General features: G+C 40.1%; 14 protein-coding genes. 7 read left to right on the top strand and 7 right to left on the bottom strand.

What is annotated here, in order from left to right; genetic code table 11:
* Positions 1 to 25: 25 nt before the first annotated feature.
* Positions 26 to 4084, bottom strand: a complete 4059-nt coding sequence (gene cas9 / locus FC60_RS06275; RefSeq protein ID WP_056937585.1) for a type II CRISPR RNA-guided endonuclease Cas9 — start codon at positions 4082 to 4084, stop codon at positions 26 to 28.
* A gap of 149 nt (positions 4085 to 4233) precedes the next feature.
* On the opposite strand from cas9, the gene FC60_RS06270 reads away from it, so the two are divergent.
* Both FC60_RS06270 and FC60_RS06265 read left to right on the top strand, forming a co-directional pair.
* On the top strand, positions 4234 to 4530 hold the full coding sequence (locus FC60_RS06270; RefSeq protein ID WP_056937584.1) for a type II toxin-antitoxin system RelB/DinJ family antitoxin: 297 nt from the start codon (positions 4234 to 4236) through the stop codon (positions 4528 to 4530).
* Between the two features lies 1 nt (position 4531).
* A complete protein-coding gene (locus FC60_RS06265) occupies positions 4532 to 4846 on the top strand; it encodes a type II toxin-antitoxin system YafQ family toxin (protein WP_056937583.1) in 315 nt (104 codons plus the stop codon).
* Between the two features lie 47 nt (positions 4847 to 4893).
* Here the strand turns inward: FC60_RS06265 and FC60_RS06260 are convergent, their stop codons facing one another.
* The 5 genes from FC60_RS06260 to FC60_RS06240 form a co-directional block, all read right to left on the bottom strand.
* Positions 4894 to 5979, bottom strand: a complete 1086-nt coding sequence (locus FC60_RS06260) for a Cdc6/Cdc18 family protein (RefSeq protein ID WP_056937582.1) — start codon at positions 5977 to 5979, stop codon at positions 4894 to 4896.
* 161 nt (positions 5980 to 6140) lie between these two features.
* Positions 6141 to 9683, bottom strand: coding sequence for a DEAD/DEAH box helicase (locus tag FC60_RS06255; RefSeq protein WP_056937581.1), 3543 nt, complete (start codon positions 9681 to 9683; stop codon positions 6141 to 6143).
* Between the two features lie 12 nt (positions 9684 to 9695).
* Entirely contained in the window at positions 9696 to 10940 is a 1245-nt protein-coding gene (locus FC60_RS06250; RefSeq protein WP_056937580.1) for an ATP-binding protein, read from the bottom strand.
* A 333-nt stretch (positions 10941 to 11273) separates the two neighbouring features.
* Positions 11274 to 12011: a DUF4767 domain-containing protein gene (locus FC60_RS06245; RefSeq protein WP_056937579.1), complete on the bottom strand. Its 738-nt coding sequence runs from the start codon at positions 12009 to 12011 to the stop codon at positions 11274 to 11276.
* Positions 12012 to 12027: 16 nt separating this feature from the next.
* On the bottom strand, positions 12028 to 12591 hold the full coding sequence (locus FC60_RS06240) for a TetR/AcrR family transcriptional regulator (RefSeq protein ID WP_056937578.1): 564 nt from the start codon (positions 12589 to 12591) through the stop codon (positions 12028 to 12030).
* 117 nt (positions 12592 to 12708) lie between these two features.
* Between FC60_RS06240 and FC60_RS06235 the strand changes: the two genes are divergently transcribed.
* From FC60_RS06235 to FC60_RS06220, 4 genes are all read left to right on the top strand, one after another.
* Positions 12709 to 14196: an MDR family MFS transporter gene (locus FC60_RS06235; RefSeq protein WP_056937577.1), complete on the top strand. Its 1488-nt coding sequence runs from the start codon at positions 12709 to 12711 to the stop codon at positions 14194 to 14196.
* A complete protein-coding gene (locus FC60_RS06230; protein WP_056937576.1) occupies positions 14196 to 14891 on the top strand; it encodes a DUF4811 domain-containing protein in 696 nt (231 codons plus the stop codon). Before FC60_RS06235 ends, FC60_RS06230 begins: the two co-directional genes overlap by 1 nt.
* A 132-nt stretch (positions 14892 to 15023) precedes the next feature.
* Positions 15024 to 15302 (top strand): type II toxin-antitoxin system RelB/DinJ family antitoxin, encoded by a 279-nt coding sequence (locus FC60_RS06225; RefSeq protein WP_056937575.1) that lies wholly within the window; start codon positions 15024 to 15026, stop codon positions 15300 to 15302.
* Positions 15292 to 15594 carry a type II toxin-antitoxin system YafQ family toxin gene (locus tag FC60_RS06220; protein WP_056937574.1) on the top strand — a complete coding sequence of 101 codons (303 nt, stop codon included), beginning with the start codon at positions 15292 to 15294 and terminating at the stop codon, positions 15592 to 15594. Before FC60_RS06225 ends, FC60_RS06220 begins: the two co-directional genes overlap by 11 nt.
* A gap of 31 nt (positions 15595 to 15625) precedes the next feature.
* Here FC60_RS06220 and FC60_RS06215 read toward each other — a convergent pair whose 3' ends face one another.
* A complete protein-coding gene (locus tag FC60_RS06215) occupies positions 15626 to 16813 on the bottom strand; it encodes a YhgE/Pip domain-containing protein (protein ID WP_056937573.1) in 1188 nt (395 codons plus the stop codon).
* A 154-nt stretch (positions 16814 to 16967) separates the two neighbouring features.
* Here FC60_RS06215 and FC60_RS06210 point away from each other — a divergent pair, with 154 nt between their 5' ends.
* Positions 16968 to 17522, top strand: a complete 555-nt coding sequence (locus tag FC60_RS06210) for a TetR/AcrR family transcriptional regulator (protein ID WP_056937572.1) — start codon at positions 16968 to 16970, stop codon at positions 17520 to 17522.
* The last annotated feature ends 160 nt before the right edge of the window (positions 17523 to 17682 follow it).

Genomic DNA, 17682 nt, shown 5'->3' with positions numbered 1-17682 from the left:
GTCGCGATTCCCTTTTTCTTTACCATTATTTTGATAGATCTTTAAGTTTTACACGACGTTCAAATAATCCGGTTGGCGATTGGTATATCAATGTTGAATTTCCATTCAACACTACTCCTCCTTTTGTCTGCATTTGTCCAAAAGGAGTCGACATATTTAATTGTTTTAAATTTCCAAACGAGGGATCTGCATGCAGACCAATTAAAATATTGTCCAATACTTCTAACTTACCATCAGTGACTTTTTTATTGCCATTGTACTCAGCTCTAAGTGGTAAATCATAAAAGATTGATGCAGCTTCCGTTAGCTTAGTCCTAAAGCCATTTTTATCGTATAGACCAAATTTAGAGTTCATTATTTGAATGATATGGTCAAATACATCATTTAGAGCCGATGAAAGCTTTTCATTTGGCAGCTCAAGCTTTTTCCTTCCCTGTTCATTTAATAACTTAACGTCGTCATTATTAAGTACTAGCTGTTTTGCATTGTATTGATACGCTGCCGAGCCTAACATAAACCATTTATCCGAATCTTTAAATAGCTGACGATATGGAACCCTATCTAAAACAACCTCGAAATCATCCACTACCTTAGTAATCTCCCCTGTCTTTCGATCCTTCTTTTCTTTAGTAAATTGAGGTGTAATGACAGCACTTAATTTTTCTCTGTACGCAGACTCACCTAATTGCTTAGCTCGTTCAAGCTCACCAGCGAACCTTAATGGAATACCTACAATTTTATAAGTATCAGGCTTTCCCTTTTTCCCAGGCAACTTCACGATCGCCATGTAAGCATCGTTATTCCCTGAATAGCCACCATAAATATTAATAGGTTTATCCTGTTTGATTGGAATTAAGGTCTTCTTTGCCTTGCGCGAGTATACCGTAACGTTAAATAAATCACCTGTTTTTTCAAAAACCTCTCTGGAAACTAGCATATATTTGTATTGATAAGCTTTTTCCAGTTCTTCAATCATCTCATGATGATTCCCAACAATTTCACCATCATCGTTACTGATAATGTTAATACTGTCATCTTCAAGATCATGCAAGAAATTAAAAGATTTTAAATTTTGTTTCCCACTAAATTTTTTAAATTCGCCATAAACAAAATAGCTACGTAGTTTAGGATATTTTTTATATAAATAATTCCCAATAAACGTTGATAAGTAAGCATCCATCCCATGATGGTAGTCATTAATATTCCGGTTTTTAAACAATTCCAAGAATCCGCGTAATTGTGAGTTTAAAGCTGCTTTGACAACAATTATCTTAGTATCATCATTTGAATATTGATCATTCAGAATGTTCGCAACTAATTTAATAACCTGACGCGTTTCAACTAATTGTCGATTAATAAAACCATTTTGACTATACTTATTTATTTTCCCAGGAGTAAGGGTCAAGCTTTGGTACTTCTTTCGAGAAATTAATCGATTATCCAATAGCTTTTTCCACCAAGCAAGTCGATCTGGTGCCCAAGATTGATCCATTACATAATTGGCTGATTTCCCATTATTAATTGCACCTTTAACCAGTACACGGTTATCTAATGAATCGTCCTTGATAAAGGATTGCGGAAGAATATGGTCTATTTCATATCCACGGCTAATCTCATCAATATTAATTGGTTCACCAGTATACATATCTCTCCCGCCTTGAGTGAAGTACAGATATAGACGGTCAGAGATAGATGTAGCCTTCCCAAGTTCTCCTTTTACAGTTGCGGAAACAATTTCATCTGAAATCTGTCGATAAGTTGCAGATAATGCAGCTCGCCGGCTTCTAGTCCGACTACTTTCCTGCTCTTCTCGTGCGAATTCAAGTGATATCGAGGTCGGAGCATCGCCATGCATTGCCTTTTGAATATCTTCAACCACTAATAGAACTTGACGAATCGCCTTTTTATTCTGTGGTGAAGTATATGCGTCAGCCAGCACATCTTCTACATTATTATCAGAAAGTTCCTTTGTATTAAGGTCATTGATTTGCTTATTAAAGGCAACTTCAGCTTGGATTTGCATAAAGTTCTTCGGACTGTTCCACAGGGCATCTATAATTCGCTGCCCGTTCTCGTCGTGAATACCTGCTAAGAGCCTCTTTGATAATCTCCCCCACCCGCGGTAACGAAGTTTAGCTACTTCTGATCTCTCTTGATCAGTTAACCAATTAATTTCAGATAACTTGCGCTCAAAAATCTGTTTATCTTCAAAAACAGTTGACCAGCGAATCATTTTCTCAAAATCATCTTGAAGGCTTTGGTCATCAATTTGGTCAGCAAAGATCTTCTTTAAATCAATGTAGGAATCAAGCGAGGAGTTAAACTTGGTTAGGTCACTAAAACCTGTAATGTTTAGATGATTAGGTTTGTTTAATTTGCATACAAGATAATTATGGAACTTTTTAGTCGAGATGGACTTAGCATTCTGAAATAAATCCCGATATACTTGATGTTTTTCATCTGTAGTTAGAGGTTTGCCATTAATCCTAATATTATTGAGCTCATTTAACACTGTAAATTTCTCGTACAAGAGGCTTTTGGCAGGCAATACATCTTCTCCAATTAGATAAGTATCCTTAGTAGTCATCCGGTTGATGAATTCTTCAGCCGATTTATCACGGTCCACCACTTGATCAAAGTTCCACGGTGTGATTTCTTTTTCGTCACTCTTTCTCACCATCCATGCAAAATCACTTTGATCCTTGGTAACCATAGGCCCCACATAATACGGGATCCGAAAAGCAACTAACTCACTAAGCTTATACTTAGCAACTCGTTGCCGTTTTTCGTTCGGGTTGAGAGTCGCTAACCAAGGATAATATTTTGATTGGTTTTCAATAATTTGATCTAACTCATTTTGGTGAAGTTGATGCGGAATAACTCCATTAGAACCAGTCCGCTGCTTTGGCAAGAATTCTCCTTTTTCCTGCCATTCTTTAACGCGTGTTTTTAATTCACCATCAAACAAAGTAAGTACTTTTTTGTAAAAATCATCAGAAGATAATTTCTTATGCCGATCTGATTCTAATTTTCCATTTACATATTGACTATATAAGTCGTCAAACTTTACCCAATTATCTGTATGTTTTAATTGATCTTTTATTTCTTTTAAATGATCACGGTGCAAGTTGTACTTTTCAATCATTGATTGAGAAAGTGTTTTCCCATCAGGGACAATCTCGTTTAATGTTATCCGAGAATATAAAATTTTTATGTTGTCTAAAATACTCCCACGATCGTCATCAATTTGCTCAGAAATTGATGCTATCTTGTCATCAGCATCATCACTATCTAGTTGAAAATCATCTAAATCTTCATTAGATTGAAGGACAACCTTAAATTTAGTTTTATAACCAAATAGAGCCTTGCTAAATTGAGTAGACCAGTCTTTATCATTATCTTGCGAAAGTTTTGTCGCTAATTGTTTTTGATTATCTAATTTCCTGGTATTTTTATCAAAAAGTAATTCTTGAATGTCGTTATATAGTTCACTAGGGATCTGAGGAGCTTCTTCCTCGCCACATGCACTAATAAAAGCAGAATTAATATCATCAAAACGGTCCGATAAATTAACTTCTCCAGTTTGAAAATTACCATTGAACAGGAAATTACCACGATATTTAACAATATGATGCAAAGCAAGAAAAACTTCCCTTATATCGAATTGGCGATTTTCCGTCATTAAAGCATTTCGAAGATGATATATCGTCGGATACTTTTCCGTCCATTCTCTAATCTCCTCTTTGGCTTTTTCAGGAAAAATTAAATTACCGCTATATTGTTTTCTATCATCCTTTGGTGACAGATTTGATTCTTTTAATCGCGCAAAGAAAGTTGGATCAACTTTTGCTATTTCTGGATCAAATATCTCTTCTAATAGATTAAGACGCCATTTCCTCCGACTATAGCGACGCCTCGTTGTCCGGTGTCCACGCCTTTCTGCAGCGGTTTTTCCTTCTTCAAATAACCGAACCCCAATTCCTTTTTTACCTTTGACCCGCATGATTTTAAAATCATCATCCATTACGGCCCAGCCAATCGAACTCGTCCCTATATCTAAACCAATGTGATATCTTTTCCCCATGTATCCCTACCTCTTCGTTAATTATTACGCTTTTAATTATATTCCTGATCAAGCACATAATCAAAACGCTTTCATTTTAATCTTATGAAAGATTGTTCTTTTAAAAATACACCTAAATGATAGTATAATAATATAAAGGAGTGACAAAAATGACAACCGTTTCAATGAATTTTAAAGCAGATAAAGATACTAAACTAAAATTTGATAAGGTCGCTAATCAATTAGGGATTAGTTCCTCAGCATTACTCAATCTTTTCGTCACTAGAGTTGCTCGTGATGAAGCAATCCCGTTCAAAGTTGAAGTTACACCTGATAAGTCCATGACTCTTGATGACGAATCTTTAACGGAAATGGTGAAAGTAATGGCTATTGAAAAAGGCTTGATCCCAGATGATGGCACTGAAATAACCGATGTTGATAAATACTTCAAAGGGTTAGGATACTGATATGTATAAATTAATTTCAACAAAAATTTTCGACAAAAGATTGAGAAATCTTAAAAGGATCCTTCGTTTATCCGACAGCGACGTCAAAGAAGCAATTGAAGAAATTAAATATACCTTATCAGAGCTTCAACAAAATGGAACTTTACCACCGGAATTTTCTCCACATGAACTAACTGATGATCCTTGGAAAGGTTGGCAAGAGTATCATATTTTAGATGACCTATTAGTTGTAAATCTAAAAGTAGAAAAGAATCATATTATTTGGTTAACAACTATTACTACACATCATGAGTTAAGGAAAGGACCTTTCAAATAAAATACCATCACGCCCAGCATTTTGGTGTGATGGTATTTTTTCGGGATTTAATAGTATTCTTGGTAATCATTCACAAATTGCTTAAACAAAGGCAAAGCAAATCTTACATAGCCATGCTGGCTTGATGTGATGATTTGATCATCTAACAAGCGACGCCGATACATCGATACATAATTTTTTGGTTTCTGCATCCGTTGACCAATTTCTCCAACACTAAATTGATCCCCATCCATTTGCGCCATCGTCTGAACAAACAATTGATCGGTTGGTGATAAGCTTTGATAAATTTTCAGATAAACGTTCCGCGTTAAATCCATTTGGTATTGCGGGACCACTGATTGAACTGTCGATATATCAATCTGATCACTAGTTTCCCACACTAGATAGCCTAACAATTGAAAGGCATAGGCATAACCAACCGTTAACTTAGTCATCAACTCTAAGGCATCATCATCGATCGACTTTCCGCCCTCTATAAAAGCCTTTTGATAACTATACCGAACCGTTAGCGCATCTAAAGGCGATAGATTCACCCGAGCACTTCGTAATAAAAAGGTTAAGACATCATCATTTTGTAATTCGGACACATGATTTGGCAAGCCAGTCATGATTAATGAAACATTGAGTTCCTCACGCGAAAGGATCTGGTATATCAAGATGAACTTTCGGACCGCTTCGGTTGATCGAACCTCATCAAGGGTGATCAAGACGTGGAGACCTTGCTTAGTAACTTGACGCAACATGTTTTCCAAAATGATCTTTTCATCTACATGTGTTTTCCCACCAGTATTTATTGTCGTTTGAATACCAAATACTGAAAATTCAATCCCCACGATTTGGTCCAAAATTTTCTTCAAACTTGAGGTCGCTTGGTCATAGATGGACGCAATTGATGTAGAAATTAATTCGCCATCCATCGCAAGATTCACCACTATCCAGTCATCTTTTTGCTTAATCTGTTTACTAACATCCGTTAAAAATGACGTCTTCCCTGCCCCACGAATCCCATAAATTAAAGTGGTTTGAAAAGGACTATTAATATTTTGAAGGCCTTCGACAACCTGAGCAACCTGCTGATCCCGATCTAGAAAGATTGGCGGGACTTTTCCAAAACTGGGATTGAATGGATTCATAAGCAACTCCTTTTATACTTTTGTTTTCATTTTATACTTCTTTATACTTTAAATCTAGTTTTATACTTCTTTATACTTTAAAAAATCGCCGAGCAGTTTCCCACTCGGCGATTCGTATTTCTATCTTATTTCCCGTTCCTTTAATGATACCCTACCATCAATTACTCTTCTAAAATCGCTAGCAATTCATCCTTATCAAAACTAGTCGTACTCATCTGATCACCACTCAGCACTTGATCAGCTAAGGCTTGTTTTTTATCCTGCAATTCCTTGATCCGTTCTTCAACCGTATGCTTAGTAATCATTTGGTAAATCGTCACGGGATTCTCTTGACCGATCCGGTGTGCCCGGTCAGTCGCTTGATTTTGCGCAGCAGCATTCCACCATGGATCATAGTGAATCACCACATCCGCACTGGTTAAATTGATCCCCGTCCCCCCAGCTTTAAGCGAGATCAAAAAGACCGCCGGTTCGTCTTGTTCATTAAACTGCTTCACCCGCCGCTGCCGCTCCTGCTTATCCACGGCACCGGTAATCATTTCCGTTTGAATCCGCTCTTTTTGGAGTCTTTGGGCAATAATATCCAACATTGAAGTAAATTGTGAGAACAAGAGAATTTTATGGCCGTTCTCAATTTGATCCTTAATTAGGGCAATCGTTTGGGTTAGCTTTGCTGACTTGCCCTTATAGTCATCATACACCAGGTGCGGGTCGCAACAAACCTGCCGTAAACGAGTTAATTCGGCCAAGATTTCAATCTTATCGCCCTTAAAATCGGTCTCGTCACTGGTTTGGATCCGTTTAATCAGTTGATCCGCCCGAGCCCGATAGAGTTTCAATTGAGCCCCACTCATTTCGGCATATTCAATGATTTCCGTCTTGGCCGGCAAGCTGGTTAAAACGTCTTTTTTCAACCGCCGCAAGACAAAGGGGCCGATTAACTGACTCAGCTGGGCGCGTTTTGCCTGATCATCATTAAAAATAATTGGCTCTTCAAACCGTTTCGAAAAGCGTTGATAAGTCCCTAAAAAGCCTGGCATTAAGTAATCAAAGATACTCCATAATTCACTCAAGCGGTTTTCAATTGGCGTCCCCGTGAGGGCAAAGCGCTGTTGGGCTTGAATTAATTTGACGGTTTGCGCCCCAATCGTCCGCGCATTCTTGATCGTCTGTGCTTCATCAATAATCTGCACTTGGAATTCTAACTGATCATAAAGCACGATATCGCGTTTCAAGGTATCATAAGAGGTAATGAAAACATCATATCGATCACTCTTAGCCAGTAATTTACGTCGTTCAACTTTACCACCACCGAGGGTCGCAATTTTCAAAGATGGGGCAAATTTATGGAATTCATCTTGCCAATTATAAACAACTGACGCCGGTGCCACGACTAGACTTGGCAGCTTTTGCTCCTGATTGATCGCTAACAATAAAGTGATGATTTGGATCGTTTTTCCTAACCCCATCTCGTCAGCTAAGAGACCACCAAAGTGATAATGATTCAGCGTCATTAACCACTGAAAGCCCGCTAATTGATAAGGCCGTAGCTTTGCTTGAAGGTCCTGTGGAACCGTAAAGCTTCCTACTTGGTTCTGATTGAAATCACGGATCAATTTGGCATAGTGATCATCAGTTTGATAGGTTAAATCATTTTGCTCTTGCAGACTTTGATTTAAGGCGAGGGCTTGATAAGCCGGTAGTGAGATGTCGCCTTGATCCACCTGATCAGCGTCGACTCCTAAATCTTCCAGCGTTTGAGCCAGAGTGGTTAGCGTCGATGACTTAACCCCCATGTAATCACCATTTTTTAATTTAAAATACGGACGCCGTTCGTGATAAGCTCGCAAAGCTTGGGCAATATCAGCTGAGTCCATTGCTTCGCCCGCCACTGACAGATTCAAAAGACCACTTTCTAAGGAAATCCCCACCGTTAAGTTTGGCTTGTGATCGATTTGGCCGATTAACCGTTGGAAAGGTTTAGTGACTTGAACCTCCCCAAAATCCTCTAGTCGCTTGAGTCCTTGGCTTAAGAAAGCTACTACCTGTTGATCTTCTTCCAGGGGCAGGATTAACCGCCCCTGACGAACCGCTTCAATGGGGAAATATTGGACTAGGACATCCTTTACTGGCGCTTCTTGAGTCGGATCACGCTGGCTATCGTCAGCTAATTGCTCAAACAAAGAATATACTTGATCCTGATATTGCACCATGGCTTGACCTTCAATTGCATCCGCCGCTAGGTCAAACTTAAAGGTAAATTTGGCATCAGGTAGAATGTATTGATCAATTTGTGGATCTTCATTTAGGGTCAAATCCACTTTATCCTTTATCTTTGGTAGCACCTGGCGATAGAAGGCATTCAAATTACTGGCATCAAAAGTATAGTGATCATGGTTGGCTAGACCAGCTTGGGAGATCTGAGTCGGATTGAGATTCGGGTAGGCGACCCAGTCCCTTCCATTAAAGTCGTAATACCGCTCATGACCACGGATCAAATCCTTATCGGGAAGGTTTTCTAACTGCATGGTCAACATTGGTTGGTCGTTAATCAATTCAAGGCCTAAGTCCGCTGTTAATTTCCGATCATCAACGCTGTAGTTAACAAGCTGGTTGAGCCGATTATCAATATAAACTTCTCGACCGCTTGCTAAAGCATCATCAACTCGGTCGGCAATGACATCTTCCACCATCAGGTACATATCGGTACTACCATAATTATGCTTTTGGTCGGTCAGAGTATTGTACATGGCGGTCATTTCATCCATGAAGTCGAACCAGTAGCGACTATCCTCATCCAAGCTCTCGAGATCGATCACTTGATTGAAGTATTTTCCTAAAATTACTGGTTCCCCCCGTTTAACCACGGTTACAAAGACTTCTGGTCTTTGTAGTTTATACATATGGTCTGACGTCCCCACCTTAAAATTCAAGCGGGTCCGTTCACTATAATAGTCTAATTCAATGTAAGGCCGAATTAATTGCCGATCATGATTACTAGCTAAGTCAAACATGTCCAGCAGATATGATCCCGCCTGGTTGGTTTCCGCTTTGGGTTGATGGGCTAGATAGTAATTACATAGGCTAACTGTGGCCACACCCGCAAATAAATCGAGGTCATCATCTCGTCTTTGTGGGCCAATGAAATAATCCATTTTTTGCCCATCGTACTTAATCGTGACCTGGTGAGGAACCCGATCAATCATGATCAAGGTCATGTATTCAAATTTGTCCTGTCCCTTAGGATGATACTGCTCTTCCAAAACGACGTGGCGGTCATCATATAATTTCACTGCCTGACGAAGCTTATCAACCTGATGCGGACTCGCTAGTAACTTCGTAATAAAGGGCGTTGTCTTAGCCATAATTTCTAACTGCTCCGTCCACGAGGTTGGGAGCAAGTCGCCTAATGGTAGTACCTTATCAGGGTCGACCTGTCCTTGATGGTCTAAAGCCACTGCCACGGCCGCCATATGTTTACACAGTTCGTGGTCTTCTGCATAGGGGCAATTACAGGTAATCCATTTAATCTGCTGCTCATCAAGAATTCCACGAACCCGGTATTCATGATCACTCGATCCTTGAACCGTCGCAGAAAAGATTTGCTCATCCCATTCAATCGGCCCCACTTTACCCTTTTCAAAATATTCTTGTCCGCGCTCAAATATCCGTGGGGTAAATGATAATCCTAAAACTTTTGGCATAGCTTCTCCTTTTTAATGGTGGTATTTAGTTGAACGTCCTGCTCCAACCCGAATCAACAAATTTTCCTCAGTTAATTTCTTCAACAGGCGATTTATCTTACTACTTGAAAGACCAGTTAATTCCACCAAATCCCTCTTCGATAAGTTTTCATCAGTAAATTGTTCCAAGACTAAACTTTCATCCGCCGTTAAATTTTGATTATCAACGACCGGCAAGACGACCCGAATCGCATTTTCGGTAATAAAAAATTGCGGTTGTTGCAGGCTATCTTGATAAGCAGCTTGAATCCTTTTAATCCCCGTCCCAAACATTTCAATATAATTTAACCGGAAAAAGACATTGGCTAAGATCGGGTTCCGAGGAACTGAAATATAACCTTTTAAGTATTCAGCTTCGCTTATGCCAAAGGGCAAACCACCTGGTGACACAACTTCTAGCCGATTTTCATACATCGACACCTGGATATTAGCTGCAACATCCCAGGTCCGATGAACTAATGTATTAGCAATCGCTTCCCGAAAGGCCTCGATTGGAATCGATTGTCGCTTTTCCCGGTTTATTCCTTTAATTACTTCGTATTCGTAATAATCCCGAAACGCAGTAATTGATCGGTGAAACTGCGTGAGGATTGAAATATGATTTATGGTTTTGCGCTTCCGAATCTCACTTTCATTTTGTCCAAAACGCACCATATCAATACCAGCAAATTGGTTTTCATCAGCTAATAATTCTGCAGCGTGATTGTAACCTGATGATTCTGAATACAAATTCAAAGTCTTCAAAATGTCTTGGTTAAACTGATCAATCCCAGCCTTTTCTAATAATTCCTGTCTTAACTGAGTGAACTTTAAATCATCAACCATTGCCGGTTGTTCATCATAAGAACTCGAAACCCCAATTAACGTTAATCGGTTCAATTCACCACGTGATACGGGAATTGATGCAGTATCGTTACGCTTGTATGCTTTTCCCTTGTACAAATATGGTTTTTCCATTCCCTCCTGTACTTCAAGAATAATAATTTTGTCATTATCGATTGACAAAGAGTAATTAGGTTGTGGACTAATGCTATCGTTGATTCGATTTTCAATATCTAAACACGTCTGTTTAGGATTATCTATTCCGATAACTTGTCCCTCATCATTAATACCAAACTTAATTTGGCCTGTTCCATAATTGGCGTATGCGCTCACTGTTTTTAGAAAAGTATTGGAAACTGTTGCCTTAAACTCAAGTACTCGTGTTTCTTTTATCATCTTGTGGTCCACCTTAGCATTTTAATACGCTAATCGTATCATCGTCTCACCGCTTTCGCAACGATTATTATATTCGTCGCACTAAATTTGACACGATTAGACGAAATCATTGCATTAATTTTGCGACAATGATTATACTACAGACCAAAAAAAGGTAGAAAGATCCCTGATTTTACAGTTTCTTCCCACCTTATTTTCTTTAATCACACTAGTAATTACGGTCAAAAAGCTCACTCCTTGAGTCTAACTACGAATTTCCGTCGGTCCGTGCTGAACCAACATTCATTCTGGGTTAGCCTTATGGAACGACTGAATGCTTTTTCCCCAGCTTCATTAGTTCTCATTAAAAATCTTCGCAAAATTACTGGAGACATCCTGATTCTGTGTCACTGTCCAGACGTCATTCCCATTGGTCGTCTGGTTAACCAAGGCGACTGGTTGCCCATTATGAACACAAAAGGCATAGGTAATTCGCCCCACCAACTTGCCAGAATTATAATTATATATGGCCACCACATTGTAATCGTATGGTCCTTGCCCAGTCGGGGCCCAGCCCATTGAAATCTTGGTTTCCGTGCCATCCCCAGCTCCCTTAGCTGGAGTTGATTGGAAATAGGCTTTATCGAAATCATCAGGATAGGTCGACCCTGGCGCCGACCTAATACTGTTGGTCCCGTCATACTTAACATAACTTTGTCCCATTTTAGGGGCCCAGGAAGCCATAAAGTTGGCTAAGGCTTGGTCTTTACTCGTATTCCACAAACTAGCTGAAGAACTAGTCGAGCTGGAACTCACACTCTGCTCACTACTGGTTGCACTGGATTGACTGGTCGAGCTAGTTGAGCTGCTAGTTAAAGCTGATTGGCTGGTATTTGGCCGCTGGAACCACCAGAAACCGAGCCCCACTGCCACAATTAAGACAAGGACTAAAGCAAGCCAACCGCCCTTATGATGTGGCTTAGTTTGATAATTAGCCCGCGATGGGTTACCTCCCTGTACTGGTTGACCACATTGCGGACAAAAAGCATCATCCGGCGCTAATTTAGTCCCGCATTTCCCACAAAAATTCATTTTCTTCTCCCCTGTTTTAATTGCAATTAGGCTTTGCCACCCTTAAGCCACTTAAGAAGTTAACTGTTAATTGGGCAATTTCGTCAGGACTTTCTTTAAAATCACTCCCGACCCACAATTCAATATTAGAATAAATCGTATTGGCCGTAAAGTTAACATAATAAGCAATTTTGTCTTCGATCCCCATCGCATGGAGCTTATTTTCGAGTTCATTAATATGATTCTGGATCAGATTTTTAATAATTCGTTGTAACTGAGGCAATAAATCATTTAGATCCAACAATTTAAAGGTTTCCTGATGATGATAGATAAAGACAAAGGCTTTTTGCATCGCTTCACTTAAATCGGCAGGACGGTTAGCCTTTCGTTCCCGCTGCATTTCATCATACAAATAAAAAGCAATCACATCCATTTTATCATCAAAATTACGGTAAAAGGTCCTACGCCCGACCTCGGCTTCCTGACAGATTTGCGTCACCGTTAATTCCGCAAAGGGTTCGGTCGCCAATAATTTCATCATGGCTTGGCTAATTCGCTGTTGGGACTGGGTTACCAGTTGATTTTGGCTATGCTTAAACATGACCCACCTCACTTAATTTGTGTCATTTAAGTTTTTTTCCTTGTTTATTCATATATTTATTCCTATAATAGCACCGTTGTCCAAATGACACAAATGAGTCACTTTAGGAGGGATAAGATGAATTCAAATCAACCAACCGACATTTACGGCAAGCCTTATCACCGGGGCCTCTTCGTTGCCGTCTTTCTAATTGGGGCCTTTGTTATGGTCCTCAACCAAACGGTGATTTCAACGGCCCAACCAGCCATTATGAAAAGCTTTGATATTGGGACATCCACTGTTCAATGGTTAACCACGGGTTTCTCCTTAGTTAACGGGATCATGATTCCGATCTCGGCTTGGCTAATGACCCGCTTTAAGACTAAGCCCCTTATCTTAGTGGCTTTAGCTTCATTCTTTGGCGGGACCTTAGTCGCCTTTTGCGCTAATTCCTTTAGCATGCTACTGGCCGGTCGGTTAATTCAAGCCTTAGGAGCCGGAGCTATTATGCCCTTAATGCAAACCGTCTTCTTAACGATTTATCCACCGGAACAACGGGGAGCTGCCATGGGGATCAACGGGATCGTGATTGGTCTTGCACCCGCAGTTGGACCAACCCTTTCCGGATGGGTCGTTGATAGTAGGACTTGGCGGGATCTCTTTGGGATTATGTTGCCAATCGTCGCTGTGGCTTTCATCGGCTCCATTTTCTTCATTAAAGACGTCTTGCCAATTAAGAAAACCAAGCTTGATCTCTTATCGGTCATTACCTCAACAATTGGTTTTGGGACCTTACTTTACGGTTTCTCCAATGCCGGGACTGATGGTTGGACCGATACCTGGGTCTTACTTGAAATCTTAATCGGGGTCATCTTCGTCATTATTTTTGCTTGGCGGCAATTAAAGATGGACGAACCATTCTTAAACTTACGGGTCTTCAAGTCCGTTGAATTTACCATGGCTGCCTTGATTTCTGCCGTCGCTAATCTGGCGATGACCGGAGCTGAAATCATCTTACCTTTATATATCCAAAATTTACGGGGCATTTCTGCCTTCCACTCCGGATTACTGCTCCTGCCTGGGGCCTTGATGATCGCCGTCATTGCGCCGATTGCCGGACGAATTTTTGACCGCTATGGGGCTAAGGATATGACGATCCTTGGGATGTTCTTACTGTCAATTGGAACGGTGCCTTTCTTCTTCCTTACCAAAGATACTTCCATGGCCTACATTGTCATCTTCTACGCCTTCCGAATGGCTGGGATCGCTATGGCTCTTATGACGGTTACGACTGCTGGGATGAACGCCTTACCAATGGAATTAATGTCTCACGGGACCGCTAGCAACAACACTTTCCGTCAGGTAATGTCTTCCATCGGGGTGGCCGTGATGACTTCGGTTTTGACCAACGTTACCAAAAACGCGATGCCATCGAGCTCCGTCTTACATAACACGCCCCTTAAATACCGGGATGAAGCCATTAATGCGGCGCTATCGGGTTATCACGCTACCTTTATCCTGGCAACTGGATTTGCTGTTGTAGCCTTAATTCTTTCCCTCTTCTTAAAATCTAAACCCAACCGCTCTACTGATATTGATCTTGATAAATTAAAGGAGGCCAAATAATGATTCTTGCTATTTTAATTATCGCCCTCATTTTAGCCTTCATCTTCCTGGTGCTACCAGTTATGAAGGGTTCTAAAATTGTCGGCTTTGCCTTCTTACTCGTGGTGATCGCATGTTCCGTGGGTATTATCGCCAATGACACCTATCATTGGGGAATGGAAGAACAAACGACCACCAAGACTTATCAACTGACTTCTTCCGCTGGATCGTCATCTTCTACCAATATGTTACTTTACCAAGGACTTGGAAATGGTTCTGAAAAAGTCTATGTCTACAAGACAACGGCTTCTAGCAAACGCCAAGTAATGAAGACGACTGATTCATCGGCAAAAGTTACCAGTACCACTGGTCAAGCGGTCTTAAAACTGAAAACGACTCGCTATGTCTACAAGAACGGGTTCTACAAAGCCCTCTTCAATCTGGTCTTTGATAATAATGGTCAATTGAGGCATCGGACTTATCAATTTGAAGTTCCTGACTCCTGGTATGTTCTTAGTGTTAAGCAAGCCCAAAAACTGGCAGCGGCAGCGCAAAAAGACCCTACCGGCATGCAAACGGCCATTGCCAGTCGGGTGCAAAGTATCGTCACAGCTGAGATGACGAATAATCCAACGATGTCTACCGAACAGCAACAAGCACTTACCACTAAAGCAACTAAACAAGCGACGATGGAATACATTAATAGTTTGAAATAGTTAAGTTAAAAAGCAGGCATCGAAAATCGATGCCTGCTTTTATGTTGTCGAACCACTAGCTTGGTAGAATTGAAAAAAGATGCAAGTTCATTTATAATTGTATTACGATAGTAATACAAAAGAGGTGATATCATGACTCAAGCTCCTATCAAAAATAAAATTGTTTCCACCCGTGTGACTGCTAACATCCAGGATCGGGCTAGAAAAAATTTGGCTGATCAAGGTCTCACTGTTTCCGAATATATTCGATTAGCCTTAGTTAAGGCAGCTAATAATGAAGTTCAACTAGTTAATTTCCTAGATTCTTCGGAAGCGCTAGAAGCAAAGAGAGAAGCCGAAACAGACCAATTAGAAACCATCGGCGATTTGAATGATTTTAATGATTGGATTGAAAAGATAAATGAAGATTAAAAGCACCCCCAGTTTTAAACGAGAATTAAAACAACTTGCTAAAAAGCATTATCCTATCAATCTTCTAAACGATTGCTTAAAGGCGATAGCGAATAACGACAAGCCTACTCTTCAAAAAATCAAAGGCCATGCTTTAACGGGTAAATGGAAGGGATATCGAGAATTCCACCCCAATCGGATCAGTAGTAATAAAAACCAATATGATGGTTGGATTGTCATTTATAAATTTGAAGAAAATCAATTAATTTTAGTTCTAGTGGCTACCGGAAACCATAGTATTTTAAACAAATAAGCTCTCAAGCAAGGCCTGAGAGCTTATTTTGTTATTTAACTTTCCGTAGACTGGACAAGTACATTAAGATCAAGGATGCACCACCGACACATCCAAGGATTAACCATGATTGAGCCGAAGTCGATGCCACATTAGCGTAGTAGAGCATGTTATTGTAGATATCCATTGCAAAGCGCATTGGAACCCATGAATAAATGCCGTACCGGTAGAATCCACTCAACATTTCTGGAATGTATGACATGGTTCCCATCCCAAAGAGCCAAACTAAGATGAGTAGTGGCCAACCTTTCATTCCAAACCAATCCAAGACGCAGGCTTGAATCAAGTAGAAGATAAAGGTAATCCCAATAAAGTTAGCAACAAAGATCCAGAAGTTTGGTAGATAAAGATCTAATGCCAATCCTAAGCCATAGAAGACAACCGATGTAACAATCGTAACTAAGCCCCCACCTAAAATCTGACCAGTAATTGATTTTGCAGAAAGGACATCGTGACCACTCATCTTCTTGTGTTCACGCCAAAGTAGGATCGAAGTAATCAAACCAGCCATCCATGAAATCGCTGTGATTAACAATGGTAACATTCCGCTAATCGTCTTATCTTTAATTGGATGAACGGTCTTAACGGTCGTCTTAATCGGACTGGTCAAGAAGGATAATTGACTGGTAGCAACCGAAACATTATTTTGCGTTAGAACACTTAATTCTTGTTGGCTAATTCGAGTCGATAGAGCTTGACCCATCTTGGTAAAGGCGGTAGTTAAAGCTGAACTAACCGTGGCATTTGCCCCAGCATTCACCTGAAAGTCGATCCCGGCTTGTTGAGGGAGGTTAGCAGCATTAGCATTAGTCGTGGAAGTCTTCGCAGCGATGACCATCGATTGTAGATATTGCGTTTGGGAAGCTAAGTTCTTAGCAAAATCTTTTTTAATCACGATCGCCCCGTAGTACTTCTTGTGATTAAAGTCTTTCGTTAATTGCTTTTGGCTCTTCACCGTCGTCAATTTCAAAGTTGCATCATCATCTTTGAACTGATTTTTTAAGCGCTTCACGATTTGTTGCGAAGTAGTTGAATGATCCAGGTCAACCACGGCGACTGGAATTTGTTGAACTTTCACCGTACTCCGAGAACCGACCATCGCAAAGGAGAAAATTGCAATCACCACCGCAACTAGTAACAGGTATAACCAATACATTTTATTTTTGAAGATTTCGAACATATTCCTCGCTCCTCCTTCTTTTGATAAGTATAGGATAAAAAGAATCTAGCCTTGTCACAAGAAGCAGAAATCGTTACTATGTATAGTTAAGATACACTATGTTAAAGAGTGTCGTTTAAAACGACAGGAAAGCATAAATTAATGCAGGTGAAAAATGACTGATTTACGAACCCAACGCACCCAAAAAGCTATCGCTGACGCCTTTGTTAAACTGGTGAACCAAACTTCCTTTAGAGAAGTGACCGTTTCAATGATCGCTCAAGAGGCTATGATTAACCGTCAGACCTTCTATCGTCACTATGAGGATAAATACCAACTAACGCGTGCCTTGTTAAGTGACTTCATTGCCGATTACCAAGCGGAAATTAATCGTATTATCCCAATGATTAAGGATAACAATAATTTTCGTAGTCGCTTACTTCATCTCCAGCCGATTATTGGTAATTTCCTGCTCAGTCACATCGAACTCGTCAAGGCGCTGCGGGGGATTAAGTTTGACGATTTTAATTATGAAACGGAAGTGACTAGACTTTATCGTGAAGTCATTCAAGAATTGTTCAATCACGGTGCTCCCCTGACCGCTTTTCAAGAGAAGGTGGTAACTAACGTCTTACTAACAGTGATTGACTATCTGATTGATAATCATGAACTGCCTAGCGAGACTGACATTGAGGGCATGAAAACAATTATTCTGAATGTATTTAATTAGTATGATTTGACAAATGGAGGTCGCTACCATGTCCGAATTCTTAATTACTTTATTTTTCGTTCTTGTTGGCGTTGCCTTGTATCAAATTTGTAAGTATCTTTTCCTTAAATTCAAGAATAAATAAAGCTCTCAAAGAAGTGAACCCCCTAAGTTGGACAGA

Origin of the sequence: Limosilactobacillus gastricus DSM 16045 (assembly GCF_001434365.1) — a bacterium.
Classification (GTDB): domain Bacteria; phylum Bacillota; class Bacilli; order Lactobacillales; family Lactobacillaceae; genus Limosilactobacillus; species Limosilactobacillus gastricus.
Note: the sequence above shows the minus strand (reverse complement) of the source record. Positions and strands in the feature narration are given on the sequence as shown.

Bases quoted from the DNA above. Each gene is read 5' to 3' on its own strand.
- cas9 (WP_056937585.1), bottom strand. From the start codon at position 4,084: ATGGGGAAAAGATATCACATTGGTTTAGATATAGGGACGAGTTCGATT.
- FC60_RS06270 (WP_056937584.1), top strand. From the start codon at position 4,234: ATGACAACCGTTTCAATGAATTTTAAAGCAGATAAAGATACTAAACTA.
- FC60_RS06265 (WP_056937583.1), top strand. From the start codon at position 4,532: ATGTATAAATTAATTTCAACAAAAATTTTCGACAAAAGATTGAGAAAT.
- FC60_RS06260 (WP_056937582.1), bottom strand. From the start codon at position 5,979: ATGAATCCATTCAATCCCAGTTTTGGAAAAGTCCCGCCAATCTTTCTA.
- FC60_RS06255 (WP_056937581.1), bottom strand. From the start codon at position 9,683: ATGCCAAAAGTTTTAGGATTATCATTTACCCCACGGATATTTGAGCGC.
- FC60_RS06250 (WP_056937580.1), bottom strand. From the start codon at position 10,940: ATGATAAAAGAAACACGAGTACTTGAGTTTAAGGCAACAGTTTCCAAT.
- FC60_RS06245 (WP_056937579.1), bottom strand. From the start codon at position 12,011: ATGAATTTTTGTGGGAAATGCGGGACTAAATTAGCGCCGGATGATGCT.
- FC60_RS06240 (WP_056937578.1), bottom strand. From the start codon at position 12,591: ATGTTTAAGCATAGCCAAAATCAACTGGTAACCCAGTCCCAACAGCGA.
- FC60_RS06235 (WP_056937577.1), top strand. From the start codon at position 12,709: ATGAATTCAAATCAACCAACCGACATTTACGGCAAGCCTTATCACCGG.
- FC60_RS06230 (WP_056937576.1), top strand. From the start codon at position 14,196: ATGATTCTTGCTATTTTAATTATCGCCCTCATTTTAGCCTTCATCTTC.
- FC60_RS06225 (WP_056937575.1), top strand. From the start codon at position 15,024: ATGACTCAAGCTCCTATCAAAAATAAAATTGTTTCCACCCGTGTGACT.
- FC60_RS06220 (WP_056937574.1), top strand. From the start codon at position 15,292: ATGAAGATTAAAAGCACCCCCAGTTTTAAACGAGAATTAAAACAACTT.
- FC60_RS06215 (WP_056937573.1), bottom strand. From the start codon at position 16,813: ATGTTCGAAATCTTCAAAAATAAAATGTATTGGTTATACCTGTTACTA.
- FC60_RS06210 (WP_056937572.1), top strand. From the start codon at position 16,968: ATGACTGATTTACGAACCCAACGCACCCAAAAAGCTATCGCTGACGCC.